Consider the following 24,667-nt stretch of genomic DNA (forward strand, 5'->3'; position numbering starts at 1 on the left):
ACATGAAAACAGCAAAAACCAATACACCTTCAAATAAAATTCGCATCAATACCGAGAGGGAAATTAAACGGTTAAAGGAAAGAAGGCTTGTGTCATGAGTACAAAGCAACCACAGTACATCAAGAAACCGACAAACCATTTAAACAGGAACTTTATCACTATTTATTTTCAATAGCCTCCTAGAATAAGAAACTAAAGAGGGAGCGAAATGCGTGTAGAATTTCAAAAAGCCTACATCCAAGAATTTGCACGGCGTAAAGAAATGGTGGTCCTGATGACTTTATTTTTATTGAAGATGTTAATTGTGCTTTTTCAAAACGGGCCGGCAAACGCAAAGAACTGATACACAAGTAACAATTTAAAATCTTGATTAGCAAATTTCAACAACATAAAAAAGACTACCTCCTTGTTTTTAGGAAGTAGTATATACTTTAGAGAAAAATCATTTACGTGAGTAGTCTCAGAATGGATGAAAAATGGTAATAACCACTTCTCAAATGTAAGCTCTTAAAATCCTTACATCATGCCGCCCATTATTTTGTACTATAAATCTAACAAAATAAGAATAAAAACACTTAATATATTTATGTTTTATTTTGATTCCTTTAAACGTATTTTATCTTGATGAAAACTTTAAGAGGACATACACGAGGACAAACAATAATTCATCGTATTATTAGGTATAGTTCTGGATATTAATGGACTCAACTCTTTATTAACCACAATTCAATAACAAATATAAAAACTCCATTTTAAAAAAGTGTGATTAAAATGGAGTTACTCCTTTATATTTAAGATTGGAATATATATATAAGGTTAATTATCCTTATTTGATTAAAGCGCTGTTTAAGTTAAAAAGTATACCACTTAGGTTTTATTCTACTAAAGTAATCATGATCTTCCAAAAACATGTAAACTTTATCTAACATGTCATTTATGTCGTCAGGAATAGTTTTTATAGTCCAAATTACAGTAGAGAATACACACATTGCTAGGTATAGTGAATATAACCTCCAAAAATATTCATCGGGCTCAATATTATTGTAATAACCTCTAATTTGACCTATTGAAAAAGGAATGCTTACTTTCCGACTGAAAATGCCGATTTTAAGGAATTCATGAATTGGATCTCCCCAATCATACCTGTTAAAATCTATAACTCCAGCGAATTTTTTATTATTGACGATGATATTCCCAACATGGAAATCATCATGTTGAAATATATTGGGACGTTGTTTCATAAGGTGAATGTTCTCTTCAATAAAATCCATTATTTTTTTGTCATTCTTAATTTTTATCTCACATGTTAAGTAAGCATCTAAATATTTCTTATGCTTTTCCTTTTTTCTTAAATACCAAGAAGTGACATGGTTTGGAGCAGTATATTGATGCATTTTTCTTAGTTCTTTCCCAGCCTCAATACCGATATTAAATTGTTCTTGGTCTGAGTATTGAGGTAGTTCATCCTCAGCATCTTTTCCTTCAATGTAAGTTGTAATTATATACCCTTGATTATTAACCGTACCAATAGAAATTGGTTGAGAACAAGTAACATTATAATCCTGCATTTTTTCTAGAATTGAATATTCCATCTTTTTAGAATTTAACTCATCATGATTAAACACTCGAAGAAGGACCTTTTTGTTTTCAAGATTTATTAAATATTTTTCATCTGAAGAAGCCCCCTTTTTAATCTGAATAATTTCCTTACAATTGCTTATTAATGGAATCTGATTGGTTAGTGTTTCAATCATGCTCTCACCCCTGTTATTAAACTTTGAGAACTAATAAATAACCTTAAATAATAATCTTTCTATGAAAAATTAAAATTAATCTTTATAGGCTTTATACCAATGATAGGGTTGTATTTCTTTTAATGTTTTAAATTCTAATTTACCATTTGGATTTGTTACAGCTGCTTTTATATTTTCCCCCCAGTAAAAAAGCCTTTCTTGACATACTCCACAAGGAGTTAAAACGGTAAATTTAGAATGCTCATCCTCTTTTACAACACAAATAGTATGAGTAACCTTAGTATTTAGTTTATGTGCTTCAAGAATTGCACCAGTTTCAATACACAATTCAGTTGAAGCATTGATAACATCTGGTGCTACACTTGTTAAAATTTGACCGTCTTCCGTATACATTGCTGCAGCTCCACCCCAACCAGAAGAATATCTCTTTTCCAGTAAATCTATTGCTGCTTGATAAAGTTTTTGTTCAATGTCCATTTTTTTATTCCCCTAATTTTTTCTATATTGATACCTTAACGGAATTTAGTTTCTTGCAATATCCTGCTTCAAAAGTTCAATACCTTACGTTTCTATTTCTATAATCTAAGCAATAGTTCCTCTAATATAACCGAATAGAAGGCAATAATTTTTATTATCAAAAGCCTGGAAATTATATAAATCGGGAAAAAGATTGAATGATTTTCTCCTCAGACATTAAGCTCCAATCTAAGCTACTTATCCAATACTTTAAGTATGTGAATATGAATTATTACGACTGATCAGCTTAAGGGATACTTATCTAGTGATCACCTGACATAAAAACACGGAAAAATTTGCATTTAACAAACAAAATGCAAAAAGATGCCTCCAATAAAGTCGAAGGACTCTATAGAGGCATCTTACGAAATGCGATCCTATAAAAATGCATTTTTTAAAAGAATGTGATATTTTCACGGAAATATAACTTTTTTATTATCTAGAATTGCATCATGCTGTCCGTGAACTGAAAGTGTGTAGTATCGTTAATGAGAGGTGCAAAAAGTGTGGTAATTCATGGTGTTATATATTGCTTATTGTAATATCCTTAACGGCGATTTACTGTTTTTTAGGGGATGGCGATAGCTAAATGGTAGCACTCGGTTAAAAAGTTTTCAAGAGTTCTATAGCATCTAATACTTTCACTGGATGGTTTTCTGGAATCATATGACCTACATTGGGTAACTTTAAAATCATTGAATTTGAAAGGTCCCTATGAAGCCTTTCACCCATTGAGATAGTACCAAATGGGTCTTTGTCTCCTACTACAATAATAGTCGGTTGTTTTATTTTAGGATAATGTGGGCTGAGCTCTTTCGAGGTTTTTGGGAACACCCGAATATCCTCTCTGTTTGCTTTAAATTGCCCCGGTCTTCCCCACATGGCAAGAAGCTTTTCCTCATAGCCATCAGGTGGTTCTTCGGGTGAAAAGGTTTGCTTTGTTGATACTTTCCCCATGTTTTTCCCAAGTGGTGTTGCTAATAAAGTATTCATAATAATATCACCCACAACAGGTGTCGTAACTATTTTTGAAAGGATATCACCATTTTCAGCAGGATATCCTTCTTTATACATAGCACCCCCTAAGATAACAAGACCAGAAACATCTTCGGGAAATTGCAGAGCATATGACAAAGTCATTGTTCCACTCCAAGAATGACCTACGAGAATAATTGGTTCTGTTATATTCAATTCTTTTAATGCAAGATGAATGTACCGAGCTTGAGTAACAGGTGTAACTTCCTCATTTGATGGCCTTTCACTGTATCCGTAACCCGGACGATCAAATGCAATAGCTTTATACCCACTTGCTGCCGCCAATTCTATTACCTCATAGAAATCCTCGCTTGAAAGGACACCTCCATGTAAGAAAACAGCTGGCTTTCCTGAGCCTTTACTTAGATAATGAAGCTTTATTCCATCAACTTCAATAAAATCTCCCTTTGGAGGATAAGCTGTTTTGGCCTTGTTAAACTGGTACTGATTATAAAAATACAAACCTATTAAGCTTAGAAGAATTAAAATCCCAATAGTAATAAACATTTTCTTCCACCTCAACTTCATAATTATAATAACTTCTTCAAAGTATTTTATTACCATACTTATAGGTATGTTACATTGCAAAAGATTACCCGATTGAATCGGGTATTAGTTTGGCTTAATTCCTTCCCATATAACTTTTGAAATAGAATCTACCAATTGGGTAAGGGGAGCTGCTCTCGGCGAAACAGTCCACATAAGCACCATTCCATTTATCAATCCATGCAGAGTAACCGATAAAGCTTCAGAATCTACATTTTCTGAAATCAAACCTCTTTTTTGCAGCTTCCTTAAAATTTTTGCTGTCTCAGCAAATAAATTTGCAAAAGCTTCATTTAATTTTTCTTTTACTTCCGTATCTCGCCTTTGCGAAATGAATTCAAAAAATAAGGTTGGCTGGTCGTCATTTTCTTCTTCACAAACTTGAAATTGGCTCTTAAGAAGTGAATTTAGAGCAGTTTCAGGTTCCGGGAACTGAAATACTGCTTCTAATTGTGACGGGAGTTCACTTATTAAATCTCTCAGGCTTTTGTTTATTAACTCAATAAATAAATCACCTTTGCTAGAAAAATGCCAGTAAACCGCTCCTTTTGTCATTCCTGCGTCTTCGGCAATTAAATCTAGAGTAGCACCTTCGTAGCCATATTTTCCAAATACCTTGTTTGCTGAATCCAATATTTTTGTTTTAGTATCTAGAAAAGTTTTTTGGCTAGATACTTGAAAGTTGATGATTTTTTCCCTCATCGTTTCTTTACTCCCAAAGTGACGTCTCACTGTAGTCCAATGAACCCCTGCACTTTTAGCTATGTCAGCAAAGGTAATTTTATCAGCTGGACTCTTATCGGCTATCTCCTTTACTGCAGCCATAATTCTATCGTGTGGCTTCATTCATTTCACCTCGAATACTTCAAAAAGATACCCATAAGTATGTATTTATTATATATTTATTCTTTTTCAATTGTATACCTTGTTTTCAAAATTTCAACTATAAAATCTGGAAAAGTGAGGCAACTTAAGATTGCAGGTAGATACGCTAATTATATCAAAAATGACTGGATATTTATGGTAACATTTATAAATAAGTATTGAGTTGTAACATAATTCGGTAGAGGAGGAATAACCTTGAAGTATTTTCTTTTTGGGATTGAAAAAGCATATTTAGTCACGGGAAGTATAGGATTCATCTTTGTAGGGATTTCAATAATAACGTCGGGTTCAATGGTAAGTGGAGACAGAATGAGAGCAAATTTTGCAACTGAATCAAAAGAAGACAGAACGGAAAGAAATAGGAGAACATTAATTACCCTCCTTATTGGTTTGCCTAACATAATCACTTCTGGTTTACTTTATTATGTATTTCCTTAAAGATTGAGAATACCATTTCTGCTACCTAATAATAAGATCTTCTTACATATCAGTACAGGTGTTATGGAACAATTTATCACTTGTGGAAAAATCACTTCTAAGATCATATACGGAAGAAAAGGCCCCCCAACAGTTTAGGAAACTGAATGAAAGACCTTCTCTATTTAATTGCCTTCTTATCCCGGCTAACTTAGAGATAAATAACGAGGACAAGAAAAGCATATTATCGTTTTAGACGTTGATATAACAAGGTTTTACACCTTATTACATCATGCCGCCCATATCACTATCACTTTTTACTCCTTATATATTCTTATATAAGAAGTACTAAAACGTTAATCTTCATTTATTAATTGATGTTTTTTATATACAAATATATTAATTTTTATTTTTTATGTGGTCATTTAATGGTCTCTTTTATTAAAGCTTTGACCTATGCTGCTACTTAAGTTATACTTCATCTCGATTTGAAGTTATTATACATTAATTAATATGAAATAGAAACCTCTCATGATAGAAGGTTCAATCTTTAAATTCTACACCAACAACATTATCCATATTTATCTTTTGTAAATCTCCGTTCCATTCAGTGATCCAAACGACTTTATTAAGATTATCTACATTTTGCACTCTGCCCTCTGCATCTTCGAAAAATCCATCTATCCACAATTCAAAAATAACTGGAAGATTAAACTCTTGAGCTACAGCTAACTTTTCGTCAATTTCCCTAAGTTGGAAGTCATCCAGGATTGGCTTTTTCTCTTTTTCGTAGTCTTCATACATTTGATGTAATTCTCCGATATGTTCAGGCATCATAAAACCATGCCATTTTTTCATGCCTCTGTCTTTTATACCCATTATGCAGACCTCCTTTTGATTGGTCCAACCGAAAGGATATTTTCTAATTTGAATGTACGGAAATGTCGTTTCGTGTAGCAATAAGCTTTTATCGCCTGATCCGTGACAGAAAGCACTTTGATTATTCTTTTAGATAATTGATTATTTTTGTTTATGTAGATTAGTTCTATTCTTTGATCAGTTCCAGCTGCACGGTTTAATATCCCATTCATAGCAATCACCCCGAACGTATGTTTTTATTTATTGTATGCAAACATACGTTTGATATGCAAGTGGAAAATAATTGAGGGGAAATCAGTTTATGTTTATTTTAATTAGGTTTTTATACGATTATATGCAAAAATTTAGTCATTTTGTTAACATTTAGTTACTTTATGTATCATTTAGGAACCATTAGGTGTATATTGTGTATAACAAAGTTAAACGTAAATTTTTTTCATAAGGAGGGAATTTTATGTCAGAGATTAGGAAACTTGCTCAATATCTTGTCTATGCCTATGAAAAATATACAAGTTCACATTTTGAGAATAGCGAATTAAAACTCCAAAAGATGTTGTATCTTGCACAACGAGAATCATTGGCGTTATATGGGGAAACTTTGTATGATGAGGATATCCAAGGTTGGGTTCATGGTCCTGTAATCCCTGAAATAAGGTTTTTCTTTGAAGATGACTACTCACCAATCTCCACTGAGGAAATAGAGGTTTTACCTGAATTCAAAAAATATATCATTGACAATGTTATTGATCAATATGCAAAGTATGAAACATGGTCTTTGAGAGATCTTACACATGAGGAATATTGCTGGAAGAAAAGCCGCGAAGGATTACAAGATAATGAACCTGGTGATAAAGTGATTTCAGTTGACGATATCAAAGTAGATGCTGAGAAGGTTCGTCAATATGATCATCAGTGGGGAATGTTCCTCGACGAATTCGAAGATGATGAGGGGGACGTGCATGTCCAATAAATCTCATCATCTAATTGGAAAAATTTATAAATCTAGATTTAGTTATTTCGATCCAAGAACAAGAGGTTATAAGTTTAAAAGAAGACCATTATTAATAGTCGGTGCAGAAAAAGAAACACTCCCCTGCGATTTAACCGTTTTACCCATTTCCAAGATAAGTGTTTCTTCTAATATCCACGATGCGTTTGACATTAAATTAACAAAACAAGATCATGAGAATCTTAATTTAACTCATGACCCTTCATATGTAAGGACACATAAGATGACAACTATCTATTCTCTTGATTTGATACATAACGGCGAAATATCGTCATTAAAAGATTTATATCCAAAAGTATACGAGGAAATAAAAGAGAAGTTTGAAGGTTTTGCAATCTCACTTTTTTAACATTTAAAAATAAACCCTTGAATCTGTCGAAAATGACCTATGATCCAAGGGTTTATTTTTGTACCAATTTTTACAGAACAATCTATTTAACAATCTCTACATACTGAGTATTAGCTGTAATGTAGTTACCAGATATAAGCTTGTACATTTTGGATCTATTCACCGATAAAGTATCAACCACTGTTAAGACTTCACCCTTTTTAACTGTAGCTTTCTTTGCGTTCCAGTCTGGGTGATTGTAATACCACAATTCCGCAGCCTTTACACGAATACGGAAAGTTTTGTTCTTTGTGGATTCTGCTGCCTTGTTGTCTGCAGGATTTATCCAAGAACCAGGTGTTCCGTTTCTAGGTGTGACATTTATCATGTCGTCTTTAGTGTTATAGACAAAGTAATTACCCGCCTTAACAGTGTTCTTGCGGTTTTTCCCTGCTTTTGCATCTGCAGCAGTTACATAACCTGCAGTATCTTTTGCAACTGGGTAAGTGGTACCGGATATAGGTAAGTTTGCATAATTCTGTTGATTCGATTGATTAGGTGCTGGTTGTTTTGTTGGCTCAACAGGCTTTGTCACAGGTTTTATTTCAGCTTTTCCAGTAAAAAACTCCAACTTTTTGTTAGAGATAATCCTGTTTAAATCAAGATAACCACCATAACCATCTAATTTTCCTTTATCAGTATATTGGTGAATGTCACAAGGATAAGCAGGTTTACTGTTAACAGTTCCATTGTTTTTACCATAGTGAGGAATCCACACAGCATCAGCTTCCGACAAATCAAGATTAAAAGATTTGTAAAGGTGGTGGCCAACATAAATACCTACTTTTTTAGCACCAAGAGAACGTAATTTCTTTAAGAACGCACTAGTACCTTTACGCATATCAGCCATTGTTTTTTCTTCAACATCAAGGAACCAAAAACAAGGATTAAACTCCTTTGTTCGATTATAGAAGTCAGTCGCTTCCTTCTCCATGTCAGCAACGTTTTTACCACGAATCCACGCATAAGCAGCAGTTGGAACACCACGTTTTTGAAATTCCTTATGGTGCGTCTTATAGTGCCTGTCCAATGTATTAGATCCATACTGTGTACGTATGATAACTAAGTCCACTTGCTTCGCTAATTTATCATAGTTGATTGAGCTAGGTGGTTGATGGTGAGATATATCAATAATTACTCCCATTTTTTAGTTTCCTCCTCATATTTTTATATAAAAAAAGAGCAACACTTTGCGTCACCCTGCTTTGTTTTCTCTTTCTTTCGATCTTTTTACTTTTGCTTCAATTTCACTTGCTACCCAATCAATCGCCCATAAGGGAATCCACCTATCCCATCCTGCACGTTTGGAATTTGCGGTCATGGACGTTAATGTGTGAAATAGAATTCCGCCCCAAAATACGAAGAAAAATACTCCTGGTGCTCTAAAAATAATATCTAACATGCTACCAAATGCGGGTAAAGAAAGTAGGACCGCTGTCCGCATAATGCCCTGAATCCCATAAGCACTTGCATATGTCCCGTCTTTTTTAGCTGCAGCACTCCCTGCAATCCAGTCGTACGCAATGGCAAACACTAGCACTAGTACAAACCAGATATGAAGATCTCCACCGTACACTCTGTTTAAAGTAGTGCCTACAAACCCGCTAGAGAATGCAGCGACTCCATTTCTAATGTTCATTACGCTACTTAAATCGAATATTCCAAGATCAATTTTCAATACATCCAACCCCTTTTATTTGAAATATAAAAAAAAGCACCTCGCCCGAGATGCTTTCTGATTAATCGCTATTCATCTTTCAATAATGTGATCTTATATGCCCCTTTATCCAATTCCAACGGCAATTCTGTACCCTTTATATTTGACTCTGTCATATAATAAATATTTGTTTTTACGTTGGACTGAAGAAAAGCATATCCTTTTGTTCTTTCCTTATCTTTAAATCTAATTATATTTCCGATACCGAGCGAATCTAGTTCTTCTCCGAAATTTTCTTTTACCATTCTAAGTAATTGGAGTTTAACTTCATCATTAAAGTTTTCAAATGATGAAGTTATCTCCTTTATACAATTACTAGATAAACAATCCCAAAACACATTTACATTTTCAGCCTTTAGGGATTCTAAAAAGTTAGCAAGCATACTTAGTTCCGAGTTTTTTAGTTTTCTATGTTCTATGTTAATCCCCTCCCCTTTCACCATCATACGACAAAAAAGGGAATATTTGCTACTAAACTACTATTGAACTATTGCGCTTAATGATCCTAATGGTTATCAGGAAGTTAGTATTTGTTCTACGACTTCACGTAAATTACCGACATTCGGAACATCATCCATTGTATATTTACCCGCCAAGATTAAGACAGCATATGATTTTGCGATTGAACTATCAGTAGTAAATGTCATTTTCAGCAACTCCTTTATGAATGTATAAAATAGTTTAATTATCAAGAACACTTGAAACGACCTCACGTAGATTATGGAAGTTCGGTACGTCGTCAATTGTTTTTAATCCATTTTGAATTAGCAACACATAATCTTGTACAATTTTACTATTCTCGTTAAACATTAGGGGACATGCCTCCAGTCAGCATTAACATCATCTCAAAAAGTTCGGCATTGGCTTGAGCTTGATCTAACCGCATTCGTTCGATTTCATCAATATCCCATTTTTGCCCTTTATCAAGTTGAAATTGTGAAAAATCACTAATGCCACGAAAAGCAAATACTTCCGAATTACCTATATATCCAATAATAGAAGTATCGGATTTAACTATTTTTTCAGCTTCGAATACCTCACCATAAGCAATTAAATTCTTCATCGTATAGCACCCCCATTATCTATTCTTTCTGCTGTTGTACCAGAGGGTTGACCTGTCCTTTTCGAGATAACACCGCCCTCAGTAGCATATAAAGCTACTTGGTTTTGACTTCCACTACTAGCCGCGGAATAGACGTGTGCGCTACGCCTTGACGATATGGCAAAGGCTTTATTACTTAAACTACAACCATGGTTTTCCACCCGACTAGCACTTGCAAAAATACCATCTCGACTAGCTGAAACGGAATCCATACAAGACATGAATAATACGCGGGCACTTGAGTCCACGCCTAAACCAAAAGCATAGTCAGTATTAGTAGGGTAAAATGACGATACCGAAACGGTAGCATGACAATTTGTAACTCTTATTGCATATACTTTATAATTAATCGCTTTAGCTATATCTGTTATTTCAACATCTCCATCAAATGCGATTATTTTAAAATCATTAACTGATGATAAAAGACTTCTCATGGAACGAAATCCGTGAACTTCGATAATTCCTTGTGATGAATAATCACCAGGTAACACCCTAATTCGTACATCATGCATAATATTTTTAGGTAATTTATCAATCGCTGTCTGTATGTTTTTAAAAGCAGTATCTTTTGTTAAACCATTATTATTGTCATTACCTTTTACTGCATCGACATAATAAATGATATTTTGAGTAGTCGCTAATCCATGCACTCCGTCCTGCAATCTTTCCGCCAAGTGTTCATCAACCGTCTTTGCAAAATCGTCTACTTTATCCCAGTTTTCATTCAACATGGTCTCGATATTGAACGTATCATTTGCATCTACAACAGGATCTTTCTTTAATAATCCTAACTGTTCTGTGTTACTTGCCAAACTAAGCACCTCCTGCGAATTTATCGAGTGTGAGAGTTTCCATTTCTGCTAGAGTCTTAACATTGTGAATTTCCCCTATTAAAAAATACTTATACAGGAATTCGACGAACAAATGAGCAGGAAGGATTTCTCTTAAAGCCGACTGAACATCTGGTAAGTTTGATGGTACACCGTAATTGGAATTGAACTTAATGGACACTTTTGAAGGTTCTTCAATCACTTCGACTTCCCCGTTATACCAGGATTCCGCAACTTCCTTCACCAATTCAACATTGGTCACTCCCGCACCGCGAATCTTCGACTTTACAAATGACCTGCGCTGATCAAGAGGCTTCGATTCGTCAGTTATAATACCAAAGACCTTTTCCCACCTAGCCAATCCCCAAGTAGACGTTTCAATGAACAGTTGATCAACCGCATCATCGATTAAGTTATTAAGATTGGCTAATTCCTTTCCTTCTACCTTTATCAATTCTTGGAAATCTTTAATCCCTTCATAAAACCGAGGAAGCTCCTTCTTTAGTTCATCTTTCATCTCTTCGAGAGTAATCATGTAAACACCACGTTTCCGACAATCCCTACTTGTTCTGCTGTCGGCTGAATGTTTGCAGTGCCACCGTTAACAAACAGATTTGTATAATCGATTATTGGAGGAACATCCAAAAGCAAATTAGCGATACGAGTATATCGAATCAGTTCAGGTTGTTTCGTGCTTCCATTTGTGACAAACGCAATAGATTGAAGATATTCCGCAAGACTTGCTTTAAATTGATTTGTAACATCTTCAATCGTTGCTCCCGCTGCCAATGTGAGCTTAGCAGACACATTAATAGGGAGTTCAGTTGAAGACACAACCGTTACAATAGCTCCAATCGGTCTTTCTTGATCAATGTATTGAGCTGTTTCATCAACTACACTCGGAGTAACCGGCTTCTTATCTGTGCTCAATAGAACCACTTTCACTGTGTTAGGACCATTCCAAGTAGGAATCACTTTCGCACCGCCTACACCGGGTACTGAAAGAGCCCATTGCTCATAATGATACGCATTCCCACTTGTGGCTTGTTTTTGGGTACGGATTTTATAGCGATTGTATAAACTATCATCGGTTTCATCATCAGTACCAGGTATTAGAACGTCTGAAATTTCCGCAGTTCCTAAGTTGTCAATCGGTTCGATAGGAAGAATAGTTCCACTTCCGATGTTTCCAATAATTCCAGGTGTTTCTGCTTGTAGCTTGTATTCACCGGATGTGATCTTTTCAATTGTTTCGAACGTCAAATTTCCAAAAGAAAAACGACATCCAATTGGAATGTCCATTGGTAAGCCGTTAGAATCTTTGAAAATTCCTTTTCTAATAGAAGGAGTGGCAAACTTTTTATAGACTCCAAGTTCAGCTGCTCTTCTTTCGAGAAAATCGCCATCCGCTGTATCGGCAAATACTAGATCCAAAAAGACATTCAAATTACTGTACATTTCAGCAAGTTTTAAGGCGGCCGGGGCAATTGCGTCATAAATGATAGAACCTTCACGTTTATCTACATCATCTGAGACAGCCTCCAACATTTCGTCCCGTATGGCTTCGAACGTTCGATCTTCAAACAACATTGCTCACCTCTCTTAACACTGCCACATCACCATAATTGGTTATGGCTGTAAATTCTACATAAACCGTATCGCCTTTAAAATCTAAAGACATATCCTCAATTGAGGCAATGCGCTCATCCTGCAGTAATGCTTCTTCTATTCGCCTAGGTAGATCCATCTGAACGAATATTCTTTCTTGCCCAAATATAGGTTCAAAACCATAGTCATCTGAATATATAAGATGTTCAAATCGAATGGTATTGAGTATCTTATAAATGGACTGTTCCATCGCTTTTAAACCATCCACCGTACCTAGACATTGTCCTTTTTCAAAGTCTAAATAATATGTTTTGGTTGGGAGTTCTTCATCATCAATGATGTCTATTTCGTCATCGATAACGATTTCCCCAGTTGGAAGCACCATGCTTACACCACCTTGTCCATAACTACGAATTGATGGCCACCTTGTACTCTAAGAAGTACTACACGATCTCCACCTTTTAACTCTTTTGTAGACTCTGTCATTATCAAGAATTCATCCGTTAAGATCAATTTCTGATGGACTTCTATTTCAATCGGCCCTGTTTTTCTGACAGTCCCGAATAATACATTCACGGGATTTTGAGCATTTACAGCACCAACGGCCGTCGCTTTCACAATGTCAAGCATACTCATTTAATCACCTTCACTTCTAGAGTCATCGTGTGGATTCCTTGGTTCCATTTATGGGTGCATTCATCCACTAGAAAATACTCTTTAATTCCTAGCTTTTCGATATACACCAAAACAAAGCTACCAGCTCTCACCTTCCAATTTCCAAGACAATTAAGAGTTAGGGTTTTCATCTCTCGGTTATGAAATTTGATCAACCGATCGAGCAAGTCTTTAATCTGAGAGGATTTCATGTTTTCATCAACTTTTTTGAACAACTGCAACCTTCCCCATTTGGCGATATTAGCACTGTCTTGGGCGATATAAACCTCTCGTTTTCCACTATTTTTATTGTCGTGTACAAGCTTTATGCGATTGAATGTCTCACTGTCGATGGTCTTTTTATAATCAAAATCAAAAAGCAGACTATTTTCACCAATGTAAAAGTCGTCTGCTGCTATTTTCATATTATTAATGTTTTTGAGCGTAAGAGAGCCGTATTGATCAAAGAGTACGTAGTTTCGGTTTGTTGCTATTAGAGTAGAATCTAAAAACTTTGAAACCACATCAAGTGCCTTTTTATCATCCTCAACAATTCCAGGCACTTTATAGCTTGTATTTTCGAAAGTACCGATTTTTAATTTTGCATCAGTTGCTATTTTCTTAATGGCAACAGTGGCCGTTGAACTCGGGATAACAAAAGTATCATTGTACATTAGATATTTTAGTTGATCAAAAGCTTTTATGGTTACATCGCTTGTATGCTTTATCCCTGACTCAAACACATACCCGTAGAATATCTTTGAACTGCCATCCTTTACAGCGATGACATCACCACTGTTAACCGGATGTTTCAATGGATCTTTTAATATTAGTTTTGCATCTAAAGATCCTGCTTTTCCTATCCTACTTGTCTTCCATTCAACGGAAGAAACAGGCATATCCCATACAGTTCCGTTTCGATTATCAATCATAACTTCCATACTATCCCTCACTTTGGCGGGATTTTTACTTTCAATCCAATAGGTAACCTTCTATATTGACTAGGTTTAATACCATTTAGTTTTGCGATTTCTGGATATCTTGTACCACTCCCCAAAAACTTTTGTGCAACTTTCCACAGACTATCTCCTTTAACCAAGGAATAGGTTTTGGGTTGCGGCTTCTTAGTTTGTCTAGGTGGAGTTTTTTTTGTTACTACTTTCGCTTTATTTGTGGTTTTTGGTTTTACAACCTTCATTTTAGCAGGACTAAAATCTTTATACTGCTTTAATTGAAGGGTAAAATTTACATCCGCACTCCCGCCAGTTTCGTCATACTTAAAACTCTCAACAGTCACAAGTTCGTTAATTTTGAAAGACCCATCCATATAAATAAAACGGACGGGCCATTTGTTTTCTTTCCACTTTTCTATTCGGTCAACGTAATAATCAGGATTTTTAGCTTTTGTAACCACAAAAGAATACTGCTGGGAAGGGAAGAAACTTTCAATTTCATAGGTTTTAAGTTTACCATCTTTAGGAACATTGACATTCCCGATCTTTGCAATTGTAAACTCTTCACCATCTCCATCATTTGTTACGCCTACTTTTTCAGGATTGACAGGAAGTTGAAACCCTTCTTTGTCGTTATTTACACTAAAATAAATGCCATGCATTATGAGAAAACCCCCTCTGCAGAACGTGCCACATCATCAGTCAATGTCTTCTCGATTTTCTTAATGATTTCATCAACATCTGCTTCTTCGGATAGATTCATATCACCTGTTAGAGTCACAGTAGGGGTCAGAGTCACAAAGTTTTGGATCGATTTTTTTTCAGCCAAATCTCTCATTAGTTTAATATCCTCGTCGGCTATATTAATGTCATCATTTATCTTCCCGATGGAATCTAATTTTCCTCCAGTAGGATTATTCTTTGCTGCTTTTCCTCCTGGAGATGAATCGCTAGCATTTAATGGTGTGTCCATTAGGTTAGATATGTCATTAATATCAGAATTAGGAGTATTTTTATCACCGAATAATCCCGTGACTTTATTCATTGCGCCGGTTAGTTTATCAGTAGCTGCCAAAGATGCTGATTTTCCGAATTTATTCCCTGCATCAAATGCTTTACCGTATTCAAATCTGTCCAGCTTCATTGAGCCTGGATCGAGTCTTGGTATTTTAACCTTCGCTTCCCCTACAAGATCAATAACCTTTCCTGATAATGATGATCTCCAACCGCTGACTGCATTTGCTAGATTAGAACCAAAAAGTGAATCTATAGCACTTGCAATTCCTTCTAGAATAGAAAGCACTGAATCTGCCATTCCGGCAAATAATCGAACAACTGAACCGATTGGATCATTAAATACATTTGCGAAGAACTCTGCAAAATTTGCAAAATGATTCCATAGGACGGCTATGATATCAATAACCAAATTAATTAGTGTTACAAATAGATTCCCGATAAATGCTACTGCAACCATGAATATACCGGCAATGAATCCCATGACCGCAGCTGTTTGTTCGCCCCAATTAACCATTGCGTATATGACTAAGGCTATAACCGCGACAATCGCTAGAATAATCCAAACAATCGGGTTTGTAAGAAAAGCTTTGTTTACTTCCATTTGTGCAAAAGCCCAAGCTAAAGTTGCTAGTCTAATAATTCCTAATACAGAATAATAAGTGATTAGAAGTGTAATGAAAGTTGCAAGAACGCTACCTATAACCGTTACAATGGGAGCAATCCATGACCAATTATCCGCAAAAATTCCAGCAACCCATAAAGCTAATTGACCAAACCATGAAAGTACATTTGCTGTAAATGTTATCGATGCTCCAATTGCAGATAAAATACCATCAAAACGATTCCCTGAAAAGGTATTATTGAACATTTCGATCAACGGTAGAAATGCAGAAACAGCTGGACCAATATAAATAGGTATTTTCTTTAAGAATTCAGTAACATTGTTTACAAGAGTGACTAAAGGTCCCTCTGCTTCCATAAAGTCTTGCATTAGTTTTACGCCTACATTCCTTCTTGCAGAGTTCATTGAGTCAATTGCTCCTGACCAAGTTCCCTTAACACCTTCCATTAAGCCACCGAATCTTTGGTTTATCCCCTCAACTAGTCCTGCTATAGCTTGTCCTGCTCCAACAGCTCCAGACGAGATTTGCTTTTTCATCTCGTTTGCGGAAACTCCTGCAGCTTTTCCTAAAATCTCGTAGGCGTTGACACCATAGCTACTAAGCCTATTGACTTCCATTGCTGTAATTCTGCCTTGCGCCTGTATTATACCGAATATATCAGCCATATTCTGCATTTCAGCATTACTTCCCCCAACAGCAGCAACTGCATCACCGATTGCTTGCATAATAGGAAAAGTTTTTTCGGCTTCAATTCCGAATGCAATTAGATTTCTACTCGATGCCAGCAAATCAGGGTAAGCAAAGGGTGTTTTTAATGCAAAGGCGTACATATCATCCATGTATTTTTTTGCTTTTTCTGCATCACCTAAAAATGTCGTGAATGCTATCTCCGAAGATTGCTTAAATGCATGGAATTCTACTCCTCTCGAAAAAGTATCCGTAAAGAAGTTCTTGGCCGCATTAAACATCTTATAAGCCCCGACAGCGGAAAGTATACCTACTGTTAATTTTCCGATGCCGGGTAAACCTTGATTGACTGCATTATTAAATCGATCTTGTTGACTTGCGGCTTTGTTCGCACTATTCCCTGCATTTTGCGAGGCAGTGGATAAACGCTCTAGGTCTGCAGATGCATTAGATATGTTCCTTCTTGCACTAGCAAGACTTTTTTGGTCAAGGTTACTTGTGGCAGCATCCATTTTCTCCATTACACGAACGGTGCTATCTAATGCCCGCATCATTTTCATGAGTGGACCAGTTAGTTTATCTTGAAGTGCTAATGTAGTTTGTACTCCAGCCAATTAGATCACCTGCCTCTCAGACAAAATAAAAAGCACCCAAAATAAATGAGTGCTTTAGAAATTATTTTTTTGGCTCAAAATCCATTTGTTCTTCTGTACCATCATCGTAGTATATTGTGATAGTTTTTTCTTTGTTAGAACCGAAATAAAGTGCTACAGGAGACGCATCAGTCAATTCACCATCAACCAATTTAACAGAATTATCATAGAAACTTAAGTTAATAAGATTATCACCATGCAAAGAATACATCTCTGTTGTTACTTCAATAATATTTTCTTTATTTGCCTTTTCAATTTGTATATTGAATGATCTGTCAGACTCTGTTTTAAAAACAGTATAGTCTACATTACTTTTATAACTTTTATCTGATAACTCACCAACTACACTATAGCGATATTCGTCTTCTGGATGTTCAATGTACTTCTCTTTAATTTGTCTTGTTATTTCTTGATCTGGAGCTAAATTTTCTACTTCGATTTTCCAGTATTTAAAAGAGGAGTGATATATGGAGACTTCACCTGAATATGTTTTATCTGTTGTGTTCGTGATTGTTGCGATAACTATCGCTTCATCTATAAACATGTTATTGGAATCGATACTCATTTTTACATCAATTCCTTGAACCTCTTTTGGTTTCACTTTGTCTTCTTTTGATACAAATTGAGATATCAGAAAACCAATTAACATCAGTATAATTAATCCTCCACATCCAATAGAACATCCCTTTGCTAATGCTCTTTCCTTCTTCTTTTTCTCTTCTTTTTCTAAGGTCATAAGAATACCCCCACTTTTTATTACAATATAACACAATTATTGGGGATAATTACCTATTTTCGATGTTATAACTTATATTTTTCGGGAATAGATAAGATTACTTTTTTGGAATCTTGTTAGCTTCATCCTTTTCCTTTGCTAACTGAATCTTAATACTAGCAATAATAAATGCCTTTTCCTTTCGTTCCATATTAAGGAATTGGAGTGGAAGAATATTAAATCTATGGAGGGCAACATGAGCATAGATAGCTTCACCATCTATCTCATCTTCCCCTCCCTCGATTAGTTTTTTGCTGCTTCAATGTCATCGTCCATCGATAGATCAATACCACTGATTTCTGTTACCTTCTCCAATATCTGAGTCGCTTCACCGAGTAGGAACATCGCAGAATACAGATTATCGGCACCTCGGACACCATATGATTCTTGTAATTCTGTATCGTTTAAATCTGGATGAACAATTGATGCGACACATATTTCTCGATTGTATTTTACAACATTAAATACTCGTTCTGGACGTCCTTTAACCCCAGGCTTTGTTTTAAAACACTGTTCATTAATTTTGTCAGCTTCAGCAGATGACAACGGACGCAAAACAATAGCCTCCTCGAAACGATCAAGTTTCAAAGAGGCGTTTTCTACTTCCTTTACATTTCCTTTTAAAAACGCTTTGAATTTACTCACTTGAATACCCCCGAAAATTAGTTAGTTACTTTAAATTGATTTAAGAAATCGAAATCATCATAAGTGAATGAGATTTCTTCTTTTAATACATCATCGGATTCACCGTCAAGAATCGCAATCATTGCACTATCAGGAACGATATTTTTAACAAGAGTCGTTTGTTTGCCAGCTGAACTTGTTGCATCTTCATTTACAACCATTGCATCTAAGATTGGCGCCTTACCTGAACGTAGGTATTCAAGTGCCATGGCCCGCATTTCTGGACGATGATAGTATACTGTCATATTTCCTGTTCCTGTAGCACCAACTATCTTACTACCATCCATTCGTGCCCCAACACGAGGGACAGATGCCTTTTTATACTCGACTTTTGCATCAAACTTGGTAATTTCGGCAAATTCTAAAGAACGGCCATTAATCGTAAGGTAGAGCATTCCCTCTTTACCACTAATTGCGTTTGCTGTTTCCATGATTCTAGGCATTCATTGCACCTCCCGTATTATTGACAGTGGACTGTCATATATAATTTTTCCATGGCATCGTTGAAAGTAGCGCTCAATCCAACAAGCACTGAATCCTTTTCATCACCTTGAGTAATCGAAATATCTTCCGACGTATACTCAAGAGCACCTTGCTGAACTAACGGATCCAAAACTACTTTCATCACTTGCTGCTTAAACAAGTCTCGGCCATCCTCGTTGTTATTGACTCTTCCGATAAAGAATGTTGAAAATACATGCTGCACATTATCTGAAACAGAATCCATAGTACGGACGAGTTTGTTCTTTCGAAAATCTCGATTCTTATCAACAGTAAATGAACGGAATGTATTAATATCCTGCTCCACAACAACGCGGCCGTTATTAGATACGTAAACAATATGGCCATCTTTTAAGGCTTGTACAATTTCTTCGTGAGTTTTACGTTCGCAATCAATAGCACCTGGATACTCAACATACGTAAGGGAATTAGTACCCGCGTTGGCATATGCACCTGCGTAAAAATATAGAGATTTGTCTGCGGAGAGAGCTTCATTTCCTTCAAGAGTCACACCATTTAATACGGAAACAACTCCTTCAAAATCAGCTTCCTTATAATTATTGGTGACAAAAGTAACGTTCTTGCCGCTTTGTTCACGCCATTCTTTCACTTTCAAAGTGAATAGCTGCTTGATCGTTTCATCAGCCGTACCGATTGCGACCACTTTAAAATCTTGCGTATCTAGTCCTTCAGCTAAAGTCGAATAGGACTCATTTGTTGCTGCAACAGTTGTTCCTCCTGTGAGAGTAAGAGAAGCGTCCTCCGTTGGTAACTCTCCACTGAATGATGCAAAAGCATTTGGAACTAACTCTGCAACAGTCGCGACAACTTGAGAGTCAACTTGAACACCTTTGTAAAATGTTCTTACGGTAGAAGATCCTTTTAACCCTACTGTGATGGTTACGCTGATGTTGTTTCCATCTTTTCCTCCGTGGATAGCTGTTGCAACTAAAGTTCCACTAGTTGCTGTAGCTTTTTCCCCTGTACCGTTCAAATTATAGACAATAACTTGTCCATTCGCTTTGAAGGCTTCGCGAATAGGGATTAATTCCTTTAAACTTTTTCCGAAGAGTTCCGTAAATTTTGATCTAACTGAAACAGCAATAAACTTTCCTGGTACTCCCCAATCTAACATCAACGGAATGACAACAGGACCTGTTGAATCTAATCCCGATTCTGCTAAATCATTGGTTTCAAAATTAACGTAAGCACCAGGTCTTACTTTATTTTGCGATTCCCAATATCCACCTGCCATGTTCACTTAACCTCCTTGTTTTTCCAAGTCTTGACTGTCTTTTCAACATCTTCCTTTGTGTACGATTGGTTATCCCGTAGCAGGACGTTTAATAGCAATCGTTCATTGTTGTTTTTAGCCGCATTTAAAAAAGCTTCTTTACTGTATTTTTGTGGTTTATCTTTCGCCAACCGTCACACCTCCTAATTCCTTCATTTTTGTTCCTTCTACTTTTTCGGTCAATAACGCATTGACACTAAAGGTAATAACTAGGACATCATCAGAGACACTGCCCTCGATTTCATGAACGTGGTATTTATTTGCGATATATTTAAACTCGTTTTGGAAAGTCTCAAGAATTCCATCACATTCATTCCTGATATCTTCAGATTCTGGATAGTAATTCACGTTAAACGAAATAGTCCTGGACTCTTGGTTTCCAAGTGCCCTTTGCCCGTGACTATTAAAAATAAGCAATTGGAAAGCAGGAGTCATTAACCCCTGCTTAACTGGTTCATCATATACTTTTACATTCCCAAAAACAGTACGGATTTGATCAATAATGAGGGATTTCAAGTTAGCTACCAAAGATTCTCCTCATTTCTTTTTCGACTTCGTTTTTCCACATGTTCGGAGCAATGCGTTCCATTTCATCCTCAGTCAACTTCAGCATAAATCGACCTTCAACCCATCCAACTGTTTGTCCAGCAATTACAATCCGATGGCCTTTTTCTACAAAAGAAGCATATTCCAGTTGGTTATAGATGACAACGATATAGGTATCGCCCTTTTTAATGACGCTATATTTCCAGTTGTTCCGAAGATCACCCGAATCAACCGGCGTCATTTTTTTGACTTTCCGAATGGCCAACTGTGCAATGCGTCTTGCTACTTTCAAATGAATTTTATGAGAAGCTATATTTAGAGCAATTAGACTTTCTTTCAACTTAGCTACTTCACTAAATTCAAAGCCCATTACGCGAAGTCCTTTCGATTCAGTAATACTTCTTGATGGGAAACATAGATAAACGGTTCTTTTGCCGATTCATACTCAACAGAATGAAGTACTTCACCATCTTTTACGGTTTTCACAATAACCTTATCGCCAGGCTTTATCTCATACCGACTGGACAGAAATAGCTTGATGTCATACTGAATTGCATTTGCTTCTCCCTGATCCGTGTTATTAAGACCCGAAGCAGATAGTCTACAGGGAACGTTTTGATGTTTAGGTACCCAACGCATTCCATCTGCTCCTGAGGGTTTCTTGTATGGTTCGTAACGCTGAATCTCTGCTTCTTTGTCATACATGAACTCAACAGCGGAAGTGGCTTTTGCCATAATGTCACGAATGTTCATGTTACCACCTCAGTTTCCTGAAACGGTTTAATTGGTCTTTGTAATTAAACACTAGACTTTTCATTTCTTCTTCGGTGGACTTGACTCTTGCGGCACCGAATTGAACAGTTACGTCACCTTCCCGAATGGAAGCAACAGACGACTGACCTTCTTCCGAGTTTACCCGATTTTGATGGTTGAGTAGATCCACAACCATATTTGCATAGACATACCGCAATTCAGGAGGAATATCCTCCCTATTGCAGTACGTCTTAATGGATTGGCCAACTTCCTCAATGTGTATGTTCAATATCGAATCTTCGGGTTTAGATTCCGGAAGCTTCGCTTTTACGATATCAATTACTTCCATGTCAAACCCTCCTAAAAGAGAGGAAGATTATTCGTCTCCCTCATGTTCATCAAGTAATTGTTTAAGTGTTTCATTGCTTGCATTACCTTTGAATTCAACACCAAGTTCTTTAAGTTTTTCCTTAGCAGCTTCTCGGTCGAATTCATCGCCCTTGGGTTCCTCAACGATTAGTTCAATGAACGTTCCCTTTTCTTTAAGGTTTTCGTTCACTTCAGCTGCACGTTCATCAGTGAGTTCAATCACTGAATTTTGCTTATATACATCATTCGTATGGATATCTCGAAATGCCCTTAATACTTTATATTTAGCCAACTCTTATTTCCCCTTTCTTAACCTGCTGGTAATTCGACAACTTTGAGAACTGCCTTTTTATTAGCTGGAAGAATGAACTCCCCTGCTTTACCGGCGCCTTGGAAAGCTACACCATCAAAGTCTTCCGATGGAATAGTACGTGCAGTGTTGATGCCAGTGAACTGTTTACCAACACCTGCAATAGATGTGTAAGCAAGTTCGCCAGTTTGGAATTTCGTTTCTGGTACTTGCTTAATTAAAAAGTCTTTAAACTGCAAGATTTGATTAGTATCAACGTTTGCACCAGATTTCTTAGCAGAAGTAGTGATTGGATGGTCCACAATGACGTTATATAACTCCGGCTTCACCCATGCAATTTTAGTTCCAATGGCTTCCATGTTCACATAAGCATTGTTTAGGTCGTTAAACAGCTTCAACACGGCATCGTTTGTTAAGTCAGATAATTGAAGCGCTTGAGATGCAACTTGCGAAATAAATAAACCACCATGATTATCAAACATTTGAACTTTAGCCTGTGCTTGTAAATCTGAACGGTCTGCGATTGTCGCATCAAAGTCATTATTCACTGTGTGCTTGTCAATACCTTCGTGCCAAGTCCATTCCCAAGTGTATGGAACGTCTGTGTCTGTATAGATAATCTCTTTACGTTCACCAAAACGAGATGATTTACTAGTTCCAGTTCCAAAACCTACATTAGGGTCTTTGTTGTATTCCGTACCGATAACAACCGGAATATCACTTGTTTTGATAGAGAACGCTGTTTTATTATGTTGCACACCGTCTAGAGCTTCAATTTCACCACCGAAAAACTCGCGGAAATACGCTTGTTTTTGGTATACAGCTTGCAATAACTCTTTAAACTGTTTTTGATAACTACGTACTGCTTGATTGTTGTTTTCTCCTGCCATTTTAAAATTACCTCTTTCCTTTTAATTGTATTTTGCTAGCTTAGCAGCAAATGGATCATTTGGTTCTCCGCCTCCCGGATCTCCTTCAGCTGGCTTTGCACCTCTTATTGTTGGATTCGGATCAGTTTCAGGAACAAACAAAAAAGACTTCGCCTCTTGCAGAGTTTTAATCTGCTCATCAAGTCCTTTTGTGACGTTTCCGTCTTCTCCTAATTCAATTGTGGATTTGTCGATAAGTCCTGCTACCAAATCAGCATCATGAACCTTTCCATTCAGCGCAATTTTTAGTGCACTCGTTAATTGAGTGTCCCTGATTTTCGCTTCATAAGCTGTTTTATCCGTGTTGTATTTCTTTTGAAGTTCAGTGAACTGTGTTTGTAAATCTTCGCTACCTTCAGCCTTTTTCTTTAGGTCTTTAAGGTCTTTATCACGCTGAGTCAGTTGTCCATTCAAATCATCATTACTTGTTTGGAGATCAGTAACTTTCGTTTTATAGGATTCAACTGTTTTTCCATGTTCAGTCATGATTTTTTCAATAGCTTCTTTTTCGAGACCTAATCCTTCTAAAAATTCGCGTTTCATGTGTGTTCCTCCTTGGTTACGATTTTTTACGTAGTTACGTCTACGACCAGCTTTGAATCTTTTACGTCTGCAAATGCTAAAAAGACGAGAAAATCAAACTAGATTAAATTTATTTACTTGCATTTTCCTTTGACAAGAAACCTTCTAAATTAGCTGCAACTTTCTCAATATCTACTCCACTATGAATATGATTTTCAATCTTGAATTGTTTCATGTGACCTGTTGCTTTTGATTCTAAGCTGTCCAATAGAAAGTCTCTGATATCTCTTTTGTACATTACTTTTTTTGCTTCTTCCAAAGAGAAGCCGTAAATCACCATCAAAGAGTGAATGATTCCACTTTTATACCGGTATGATTCTCCTTCAACTTGTATCATCTCTACATTATCTAAAAATCCTTTTGAATTACAGGATTCCGAAATCATATCTTCATAGGTAGCTTCAAATATATCTGGTTTGCATGGATAAAATTCACCTTTAACCCCTTTGATAATGTAGTCATCTATGTTTGCTGTCATAGCACCTTCTAAAGTTTCAATGATAATTTGTTTAACATTTCCAATCTCATTAACCCCTTTATGAACCTGCCCTCCTATGAATAACTCAATGTCGTTGTAGTTCCCACCCTTGAATTGTATAGCTTCGATTATTACTGGCTTTTTCCGATACTTTTTAATCACTAAAAAACCTC

The 24,667-nt window shown here is 36.3% G+C and carries 36 protein-coding genes and 1 pseudogene; 4 read left to right on the top strand and 33 right to left on the bottom strand.

Annotated features, from left to right (window positions below):
* Positions 1-208: 208 nt before the first annotated feature.
* Positions 209-343 (top strand): hypothetical protein, encoded by a 135-nt coding sequence (locus MT489_RS22220; protein WP_280518652.1) that lies wholly within the window; start codon positions 209-211, stop codon positions 341-343.
* Between the two features lie 508 nt (positions 344-851).
* On the opposite strand, the gene MT489_RS15530 is transcribed toward MT489_RS22220, so the two are convergent.
* The 4 genes from MT489_RS15530 to MT489_RS15545 form a co-directional block, all read right to left on the bottom strand.
* The gene (locus MT489_RS15530) at positions 852-1,754 is read right to left on the bottom strand and encodes an aminoglycoside phosphotransferase family protein (RefSeq protein ID WP_244682472.1); all 903 of its coding nucleotides are present in this window, start codon (positions 1,752-1,754) and stop codon (positions 852-854) included.
* A 75-nt stretch (positions 1,755-1,829) separates the two neighbouring features.
* Positions 1,830-2,231 (bottom strand): cytidine deaminase, encoded by a 402-nt coding sequence (locus MT489_RS15535; RefSeq protein WP_244682473.1) that lies wholly within the window; start codon positions 2,229-2,231, stop codon positions 1,830-1,832.
* A 642-nt stretch (positions 2,232-2,873) separates the two neighbouring features.
* Positions 2,874-3,812 (bottom strand): alpha/beta fold hydrolase, encoded by a 939-nt coding sequence (locus tag MT489_RS15540; protein WP_244682474.1) that lies wholly within the window; start codon positions 3,810-3,812, stop codon positions 2,874-2,876.
* Positions 3,813-3,917: 105 nt separating this feature from the next.
* Positions 3,918-4,697 (bottom strand): TetR/AcrR family transcriptional regulator, encoded by a 780-nt coding sequence (locus tag MT489_RS15545; RefSeq protein WP_244682475.1) that lies wholly within the window; start codon positions 4,695-4,697, stop codon positions 3,918-3,920.
* A gap of 234 nt (positions 4,698-4,931) precedes the next feature.
* Here MT489_RS15545 and MT489_RS15550 point away from each other — a divergent pair, with 234 nt between their 5' ends.
* Positions 4,932-5,174, top strand: a complete 243-nt coding sequence (locus tag MT489_RS15550) for a DUF5316 domain-containing protein (protein WP_244682476.1) — start codon at positions 4,932-4,934, stop codon at positions 5,172-5,174.
* A gap of 522 nt (positions 5,175-5,696) precedes the next feature.
* Here MT489_RS15550 and MT489_RS15555 read toward each other — a convergent pair.
* A complete protein-coding gene (locus MT489_RS15555; RefSeq protein ID WP_244682477.1) occupies positions 5,697-6,032 on the bottom strand; it encodes a YolD-like family protein in 336 nt (111 codons plus the stop codon).
* Positions 6,032-6,244 carry a WYL domain-containing protein gene (locus MT489_RS15560; RefSeq protein ID WP_244682478.1) on the bottom strand — a complete coding sequence of 71 codons (213 nt, stop codon included), beginning with the start codon at positions 6,242-6,244 and terminating at the stop codon, positions 6,032-6,034. Before MT489_RS15560 ends, MT489_RS15555 begins: the two co-directional genes overlap by 1 nt.
* Positions 6,245-6,486: 242 nt before the next feature.
* On the opposite strand from MT489_RS15560, the gene MT489_RS15565 reads away from it, so the two are divergent.
* Positions 6,487-7,002, top strand: coding sequence for a Panacea domain-containing protein (locus MT489_RS15565; RefSeq protein ID WP_244682479.1), 516 nt, complete (start codon positions 6,487-6,489; stop codon positions 7,000-7,002).
* On the top strand, positions 6,992-7,390 hold the full coding sequence (locus tag MT489_RS15570) for a hypothetical protein (protein ID WP_244682480.1): 399 nt from the start codon (positions 6,992-6,994) through the stop codon (positions 7,388-7,390). Before MT489_RS15565 ends, MT489_RS15570 begins: the two co-directional genes overlap by 11 nt.
* Before the next feature lie 82 nt (positions 7,391-7,472).
* On the opposite strand, the gene MT489_RS15575 is transcribed toward MT489_RS15570, so the two are convergent.
* The 27 genes and pseudogenes from MT489_RS15575 to MT489_RS22480 form a co-directional block, all read right to left on the bottom strand.
* Positions 7,473-8,573 (bottom strand): GH25 family lysozyme, encoded by a 1,101-nt coding sequence (locus tag MT489_RS15575; RefSeq protein ID WP_244682481.1) that lies wholly within the window; start codon positions 8,571-8,573, stop codon positions 7,473-7,475.
* A gap of 51 nt (positions 8,574-8,624) precedes the next feature.
* The gene (locus MT489_RS15580; protein ID WP_244682482.1) at positions 8,625-9,107 is read right to left on the bottom strand and encodes a phage holin family protein; all 483 of its coding nucleotides are present in this window, start codon (positions 9,105-9,107) and stop codon (positions 8,625-8,627) included.
* 68 nt (positions 9,108-9,175) lie between these two features.
* Positions 9,176-9,529, bottom strand: coding sequence for a hypothetical protein (locus MT489_RS15585; protein WP_244682483.1), 354 nt, complete (start codon positions 9,527-9,529; stop codon positions 9,176-9,178).
* A 132-nt stretch (positions 9,530-9,661) separates the two neighbouring features.
* Positions 9,662-9,793, bottom strand: a complete 132-nt coding sequence (locus tag MT489_RS22225) for a CD1375 family protein (protein WP_280518653.1) — start codon at positions 9,791-9,793, stop codon at positions 9,662-9,664.
* 34 nt (positions 9,794-9,827) lie between these two features.
* On the bottom strand, positions 9,828-9,956 hold the full coding sequence (locus MT489_RS22230; protein ID WP_280518654.1) for a hypothetical protein: 129 nt from the start codon (positions 9,954-9,956) through the stop codon (positions 9,828-9,830).
* On the bottom strand, positions 9,949-10,209 hold the full coding sequence (locus tag MT489_RS15590; protein WP_244682484.1) for a hypothetical protein: 261 nt from the start codon (positions 10,207-10,209) through the stop codon (positions 9,949-9,951). Before MT489_RS15590 ends, MT489_RS22230 begins: the two co-directional genes overlap by 8 nt.
* The gene (locus tag MT489_RS15595) at positions 10,206-11,060 is read right to left on the bottom strand and encodes a hypothetical protein (protein WP_244682485.1); all 855 of its coding nucleotides are present in this window, start codon (positions 11,058-11,060) and stop codon (positions 10,206-10,208) included. The genes MT489_RS15590 and MT489_RS15595 overlap by 4 nt, the downstream gene beginning before the upstream one ends.
* 1 nt (position 11,061) lies before the next feature.
* A complete protein-coding gene (locus tag MT489_RS15600; protein ID WP_244682486.1) occupies positions 11,062-11,613 on the bottom strand; it encodes a YmfQ family protein in 552 nt (183 codons plus the stop codon).
* Positions 11,610-12,668 carry a baseplate J/gp47 family protein gene (locus MT489_RS15605; RefSeq protein ID WP_244682487.1) on the bottom strand — a complete coding sequence of 353 codons (1,059 nt, stop codon included), beginning with the start codon at positions 12,666-12,668 and terminating at the stop codon, positions 11,610-11,612. The genes MT489_RS15600 and MT489_RS15605 overlap by 4 nt, the downstream gene beginning before the upstream one ends.
* Positions 12,658-13,071, bottom strand: a complete 414-nt coding sequence (locus tag MT489_RS15610) for a DUF2634 domain-containing protein (protein ID WP_244682488.1) — start codon at positions 13,069-13,071, stop codon at positions 12,658-12,660. Before MT489_RS15610 ends, MT489_RS15605 begins: the two co-directional genes overlap by 11 nt.
* 2 nt (positions 13,072-13,073) lie before the next feature.
* Complete coding sequence (locus tag MT489_RS15615) at positions 13,074-13,322, bottom strand: DUF2577 domain-containing protein (protein ID WP_244682489.1); 249 nt, start codon at positions 13,320-13,322, stop codon at positions 13,074-13,076.
* Positions 13,319-14,281 carry an XkdQ/YqbQ family protein gene (locus MT489_RS15620; RefSeq protein ID WP_244682490.1) on the bottom strand — a complete coding sequence of 321 codons (963 nt, stop codon included), beginning with the start codon at positions 14,279-14,281 and terminating at the stop codon, positions 13,319-13,321. Before MT489_RS15620 ends, MT489_RS15615 begins: the two co-directional genes overlap by 4 nt.
* 8 nt (positions 14,282-14,289) lie before the next feature.
* Positions 14,290-14,955, bottom strand: a complete 666-nt coding sequence (locus MT489_RS15625; protein ID WP_244682491.1) for a LysM peptidoglycan-binding domain-containing protein — start codon at positions 14,953-14,955, stop codon at positions 14,290-14,292.
* The gene (locus MT489_RS15630; protein WP_244682492.1) at positions 14,955-17,234 is read right to left on the bottom strand and encodes a tape measure protein; all 2,280 of its coding nucleotides are present in this window, start codon (positions 17,232-17,234) and stop codon (positions 14,955-14,957) included. The genes MT489_RS15625 and MT489_RS15630 overlap by 1 nt, the downstream gene beginning before the upstream one ends.
* Positions 17,235-17,295: 61 nt before the next feature.
* Positions 17,296-18,009: a hypothetical protein gene (locus MT489_RS15635; RefSeq protein ID WP_244682493.1), complete on the bottom strand. Its 714-nt coding sequence runs from the start codon at positions 18,007-18,009 to the stop codon at positions 17,296-17,298.
* Positions 18,010-18,291: 282 nt separating this feature from the next.
* Complete coding sequence (locus MT489_RS15640; protein ID WP_244682494.1) at positions 18,292-18,693, bottom strand: phage tail assembly chaperone; 402 nt, start codon at positions 18,691-18,693, stop codon at positions 18,292-18,294.
* 17 nt (positions 18,694-18,710) lie between these two features.
* The gene (locus tag MT489_RS15645; RefSeq protein WP_244682495.1) at positions 18,711-19,175 is read right to left on the bottom strand and encodes a phage tail tube protein; all 465 of its coding nucleotides are present in this window, start codon (positions 19,173-19,175) and stop codon (positions 18,711-18,713) included.
* Positions 19,176-19,192: 17 nt separating this feature from the next.
* Positions 19,193-20,488, bottom strand: coding sequence for a phage tail sheath C-terminal domain-containing protein (locus MT489_RS15650; protein WP_244682496.1), 1,296 nt, complete (start codon positions 20,486-20,488; stop codon positions 19,193-19,195).
* Positions 20,489-20,490: 2 nt separating this feature from the next.
* Positions 20,491-20,658: a hypothetical protein gene (locus MT489_RS15655; RefSeq protein ID WP_244682497.1), complete on the bottom strand. Its 168-nt coding sequence runs from the start codon at positions 20,656-20,658 to the stop codon at positions 20,491-20,493.
* Positions 20,645-21,055 (bottom strand): phage tail terminator family protein, encoded by a 411-nt coding sequence (locus tag MT489_RS15660; protein ID WP_244682498.1) that lies wholly within the window; start codon positions 21,053-21,055, stop codon positions 20,645-20,647. The genes MT489_RS15655 and MT489_RS15660 overlap by 14 nt, the downstream gene beginning before the upstream one ends.
* Positions 21,045-21,443: an HK97 gp10 family phage protein gene (locus MT489_RS15665; RefSeq protein ID WP_244682499.1), complete on the bottom strand. Its 399-nt coding sequence runs from the start codon at positions 21,441-21,443 to the stop codon at positions 21,045-21,047. Before MT489_RS15665 ends, MT489_RS15660 begins: the two co-directional genes overlap by 11 nt.
* Positions 21,443-21,826: a hypothetical protein gene (locus MT489_RS15670; RefSeq protein ID WP_244682500.1), complete on the bottom strand. Its 384-nt coding sequence runs from the start codon at positions 21,824-21,826 to the stop codon at positions 21,443-21,445. The genes MT489_RS15665 and MT489_RS15670 overlap by 1 nt, the downstream gene beginning before the upstream one ends.
* A gap of 1 nt (position 21,827) precedes the next feature.
* Entirely contained in the window at positions 21,828-22,175 is a 348-nt protein-coding gene (locus MT489_RS15675) for a head-tail connector protein (RefSeq protein ID WP_244682501.1), read from the bottom strand.
* A 27-nt stretch (positions 22,176-22,202) separates the two neighbouring features.
* Entirely contained in the window at positions 22,203-22,487 is a 285-nt protein-coding gene (locus MT489_RS15680; RefSeq protein WP_244682502.1) for a hypothetical protein, read from the bottom strand.
* Positions 22,488-22,504: 17 nt separating this feature from the next.
* On the bottom strand, positions 22,505-23,395 hold the full coding sequence (locus MT489_RS15685; protein WP_244682503.1) for a phage capsid protein: 891 nt from the start codon (positions 23,393-23,395) through the stop codon (positions 22,505-22,507).
* Between the two features lie 21 nt (positions 23,396-23,416).
* Positions 23,417-23,977 carry a phage scaffolding protein gene (locus MT489_RS15690; protein ID WP_244682504.1) on the bottom strand — a complete coding sequence of 187 codons (561 nt, stop codon included), beginning with the start codon at positions 23,975-23,977 and terminating at the stop codon, positions 23,417-23,419.
* 427 nt (positions 23,978-24,404) lie between these two features.
* Positions 24,405-24,653 (bottom strand): annotated as a pseudogene (locus MT489_RS22480) (hypothetical protein); the annotation flags it as partial.
* Positions 24,654-24,667: the final 14 nt, after the last annotated feature.

The organism is Lederbergia wuyishanensis, assembly GCF_022900255.1.
In the GTDB taxonomy this organism is placed as follows: domain Bacteria; phylum Bacillota; class Bacilli; order Bacillales; family Bacillaceae_C; genus Lederbergia; species Lederbergia wuyishanensis.

Bases quoted from the DNA above. Each gene is read 5' to 3' on its own strand.
- MT489_RS22220 (WP_280518652.1), top strand. From the start codon at position 209: ATGCGTGTAGAATTTCAAAAAGCCTACATCCAAGAATTTGCACGGCGT.
- MT489_RS15530 (WP_244682472.1), bottom strand. From the start codon at position 1,754: ATGATTGAAACACTAACCAATCAGATTCCATTAATAAGCAATTGTAAG.
- MT489_RS15535 (WP_244682473.1), bottom strand. From the start codon at position 2,231: ATGGACATTGAACAAAAACTTTATCAAGCAGCAATAGATTTACTGGAA.
- MT489_RS15540 (WP_244682474.1), bottom strand. From the start codon at position 3,812: ATGTTTATTACTATTGGGATTTTAATTCTTCTAAGCTTAATAGGTTTG.
- MT489_RS15545 (WP_244682475.1), bottom strand. From the start codon at position 4,697: ATGAAGCCACACGATAGAATTATGGCTGCAGTAAAGGAGATAGCCGAT.
- MT489_RS15555 (WP_244682477.1), bottom strand. From the start codon at position 6,032: ATGGGTATAAAAGACAGAGGCATGAAAAAATGGCATGGTTTTATGATG.
- MT489_RS15560 (WP_244682478.1), bottom strand. From the start codon at position 6,244: ATGAATGGGATATTAAACCGTGCAGCTGGAACTGATCAAAGAATAGAA.
- MT489_RS15565 (WP_244682479.1), top strand. From the start codon at position 6,487: ATGTCAGAGATTAGGAAACTTGCTCAATATCTTGTCTATGCCTATGAA.
- MT489_RS15570 (WP_244682480.1), top strand. From the start codon at position 6,992: ATGTCCAATAAATCTCATCATCTAATTGGAAAAATTTATAAATCTAGA.
- MT489_RS15575 (WP_244682481.1), bottom strand. From the start codon at position 8,573: ATGGGAGTAATTATTGATATATCTCACCATCAACCACCTAGCTCAATC.
- MT489_RS15585 (WP_244682483.1), bottom strand. From the start codon at position 9,529: ATGCTTGCTAACTTTTTAGAATCCCTAAAGGCTGAAAATGTAAATGTG.
- MT489_RS22225 (WP_280518653.1), bottom strand. From the start codon at position 9,793: ATGACATTTACTACTGATAGTTCAATCGCAAAATCATATGCTGTCTTA.
- MT489_RS22230 (WP_280518654.1), bottom strand. From the start codon at position 9,956: ATGTTTAACGAGAATAGTAAAATTGTACAAGATTATGTGTTGCTAATT.
- MT489_RS15590 (WP_244682484.1), bottom strand. From the start codon at position 10,209: ATGAAGAATTTAATTGCTTATGGTGAGGTATTCGAAGCTGAAAAAATA.
- MT489_RS15600 (WP_244682486.1), bottom strand. From the start codon at position 11,613: ATGATTACTCTCGAAGAGATGAAAGATGAACTAAAGAAGGAGCTTCCT.
- MT489_RS15605 (WP_244682487.1), bottom strand. From the start codon at position 12,668: ATGTTGTTTGAAGATCGAACGTTCGAAGCCATACGGGACGAAATGTTG.
- MT489_RS15610 (WP_244682488.1), bottom strand. From the start codon at position 13,071: ATGGTGCTTCCAACTGGGGAAATCGTTATCGATGACGAAATAGACATC.
- MT489_RS15615 (WP_244682489.1), bottom strand. From the start codon at position 13,322: ATGAGTATGCTTGACATTGTGAAAGCGACGGCCGTTGGTGCTGTAAAT.
- MT489_RS15620 (WP_244682490.1), bottom strand. From the start codon at position 14,281: ATGGAAGTTATGATTGATAATCGAAACGGAACTGTATGGGATATGCCT.
- MT489_RS15625 (WP_244682491.1), bottom strand. From the start codon at position 14,955: ATGCATGGCATTTATTTTAGTGTAAATAACGACAAAGAAGGGTTTCAA.
- MT489_RS15635 (WP_244682493.1), bottom strand. From the start codon at position 18,009: ATGACCTTAGAAAAAGAAGAGAAAAAGAAGAAGGAAAGAGCATTAGCA.
- MT489_RS15645 (WP_244682495.1), bottom strand. From the start codon at position 19,175: ATGCCTAGAATCATGGAAACAGCAAACGCAATTAGTGGTAAAGAGGGA.
- MT489_RS15650 (WP_244682496.1), bottom strand. From the start codon at position 20,488: ATGGCAGGTGGATATTGGGAATCGCAAAATAAAGTAAGACCTGGTGCT.
- MT489_RS15665 (WP_244682499.1), bottom strand. From the start codon at position 21,443: ATGGGCTTTGAATTTAGTGAAGTAGCTAAGTTGAAAGAAAGTCTAATT.
- MT489_RS15670 (WP_244682500.1), bottom strand. From the start codon at position 21,826: ATGAACATTCGTGACATTATGGCAAAAGCCACTTCCGCTGTTGAGTTC.
- MT489_RS15675 (WP_244682501.1), bottom strand. From the start codon at position 22,175: ATGGAAGTAATTGATATCGTAAAAGCGAAGCTTCCGGAATCTAAACCC.
- MT489_RS15685 (WP_244682503.1), bottom strand. From the start codon at position 23,395: ATGGCAGGAGAAAACAACAATCAAGCAGTACGTAGTTATCAAAAACAG.
- MT489_RS15690 (WP_244682504.1), bottom strand. From the start codon at position 23,977: ATGAAACGCGAATTTTTAGAAGGATTAGGTCTCGAAAAAGAAGCTATT.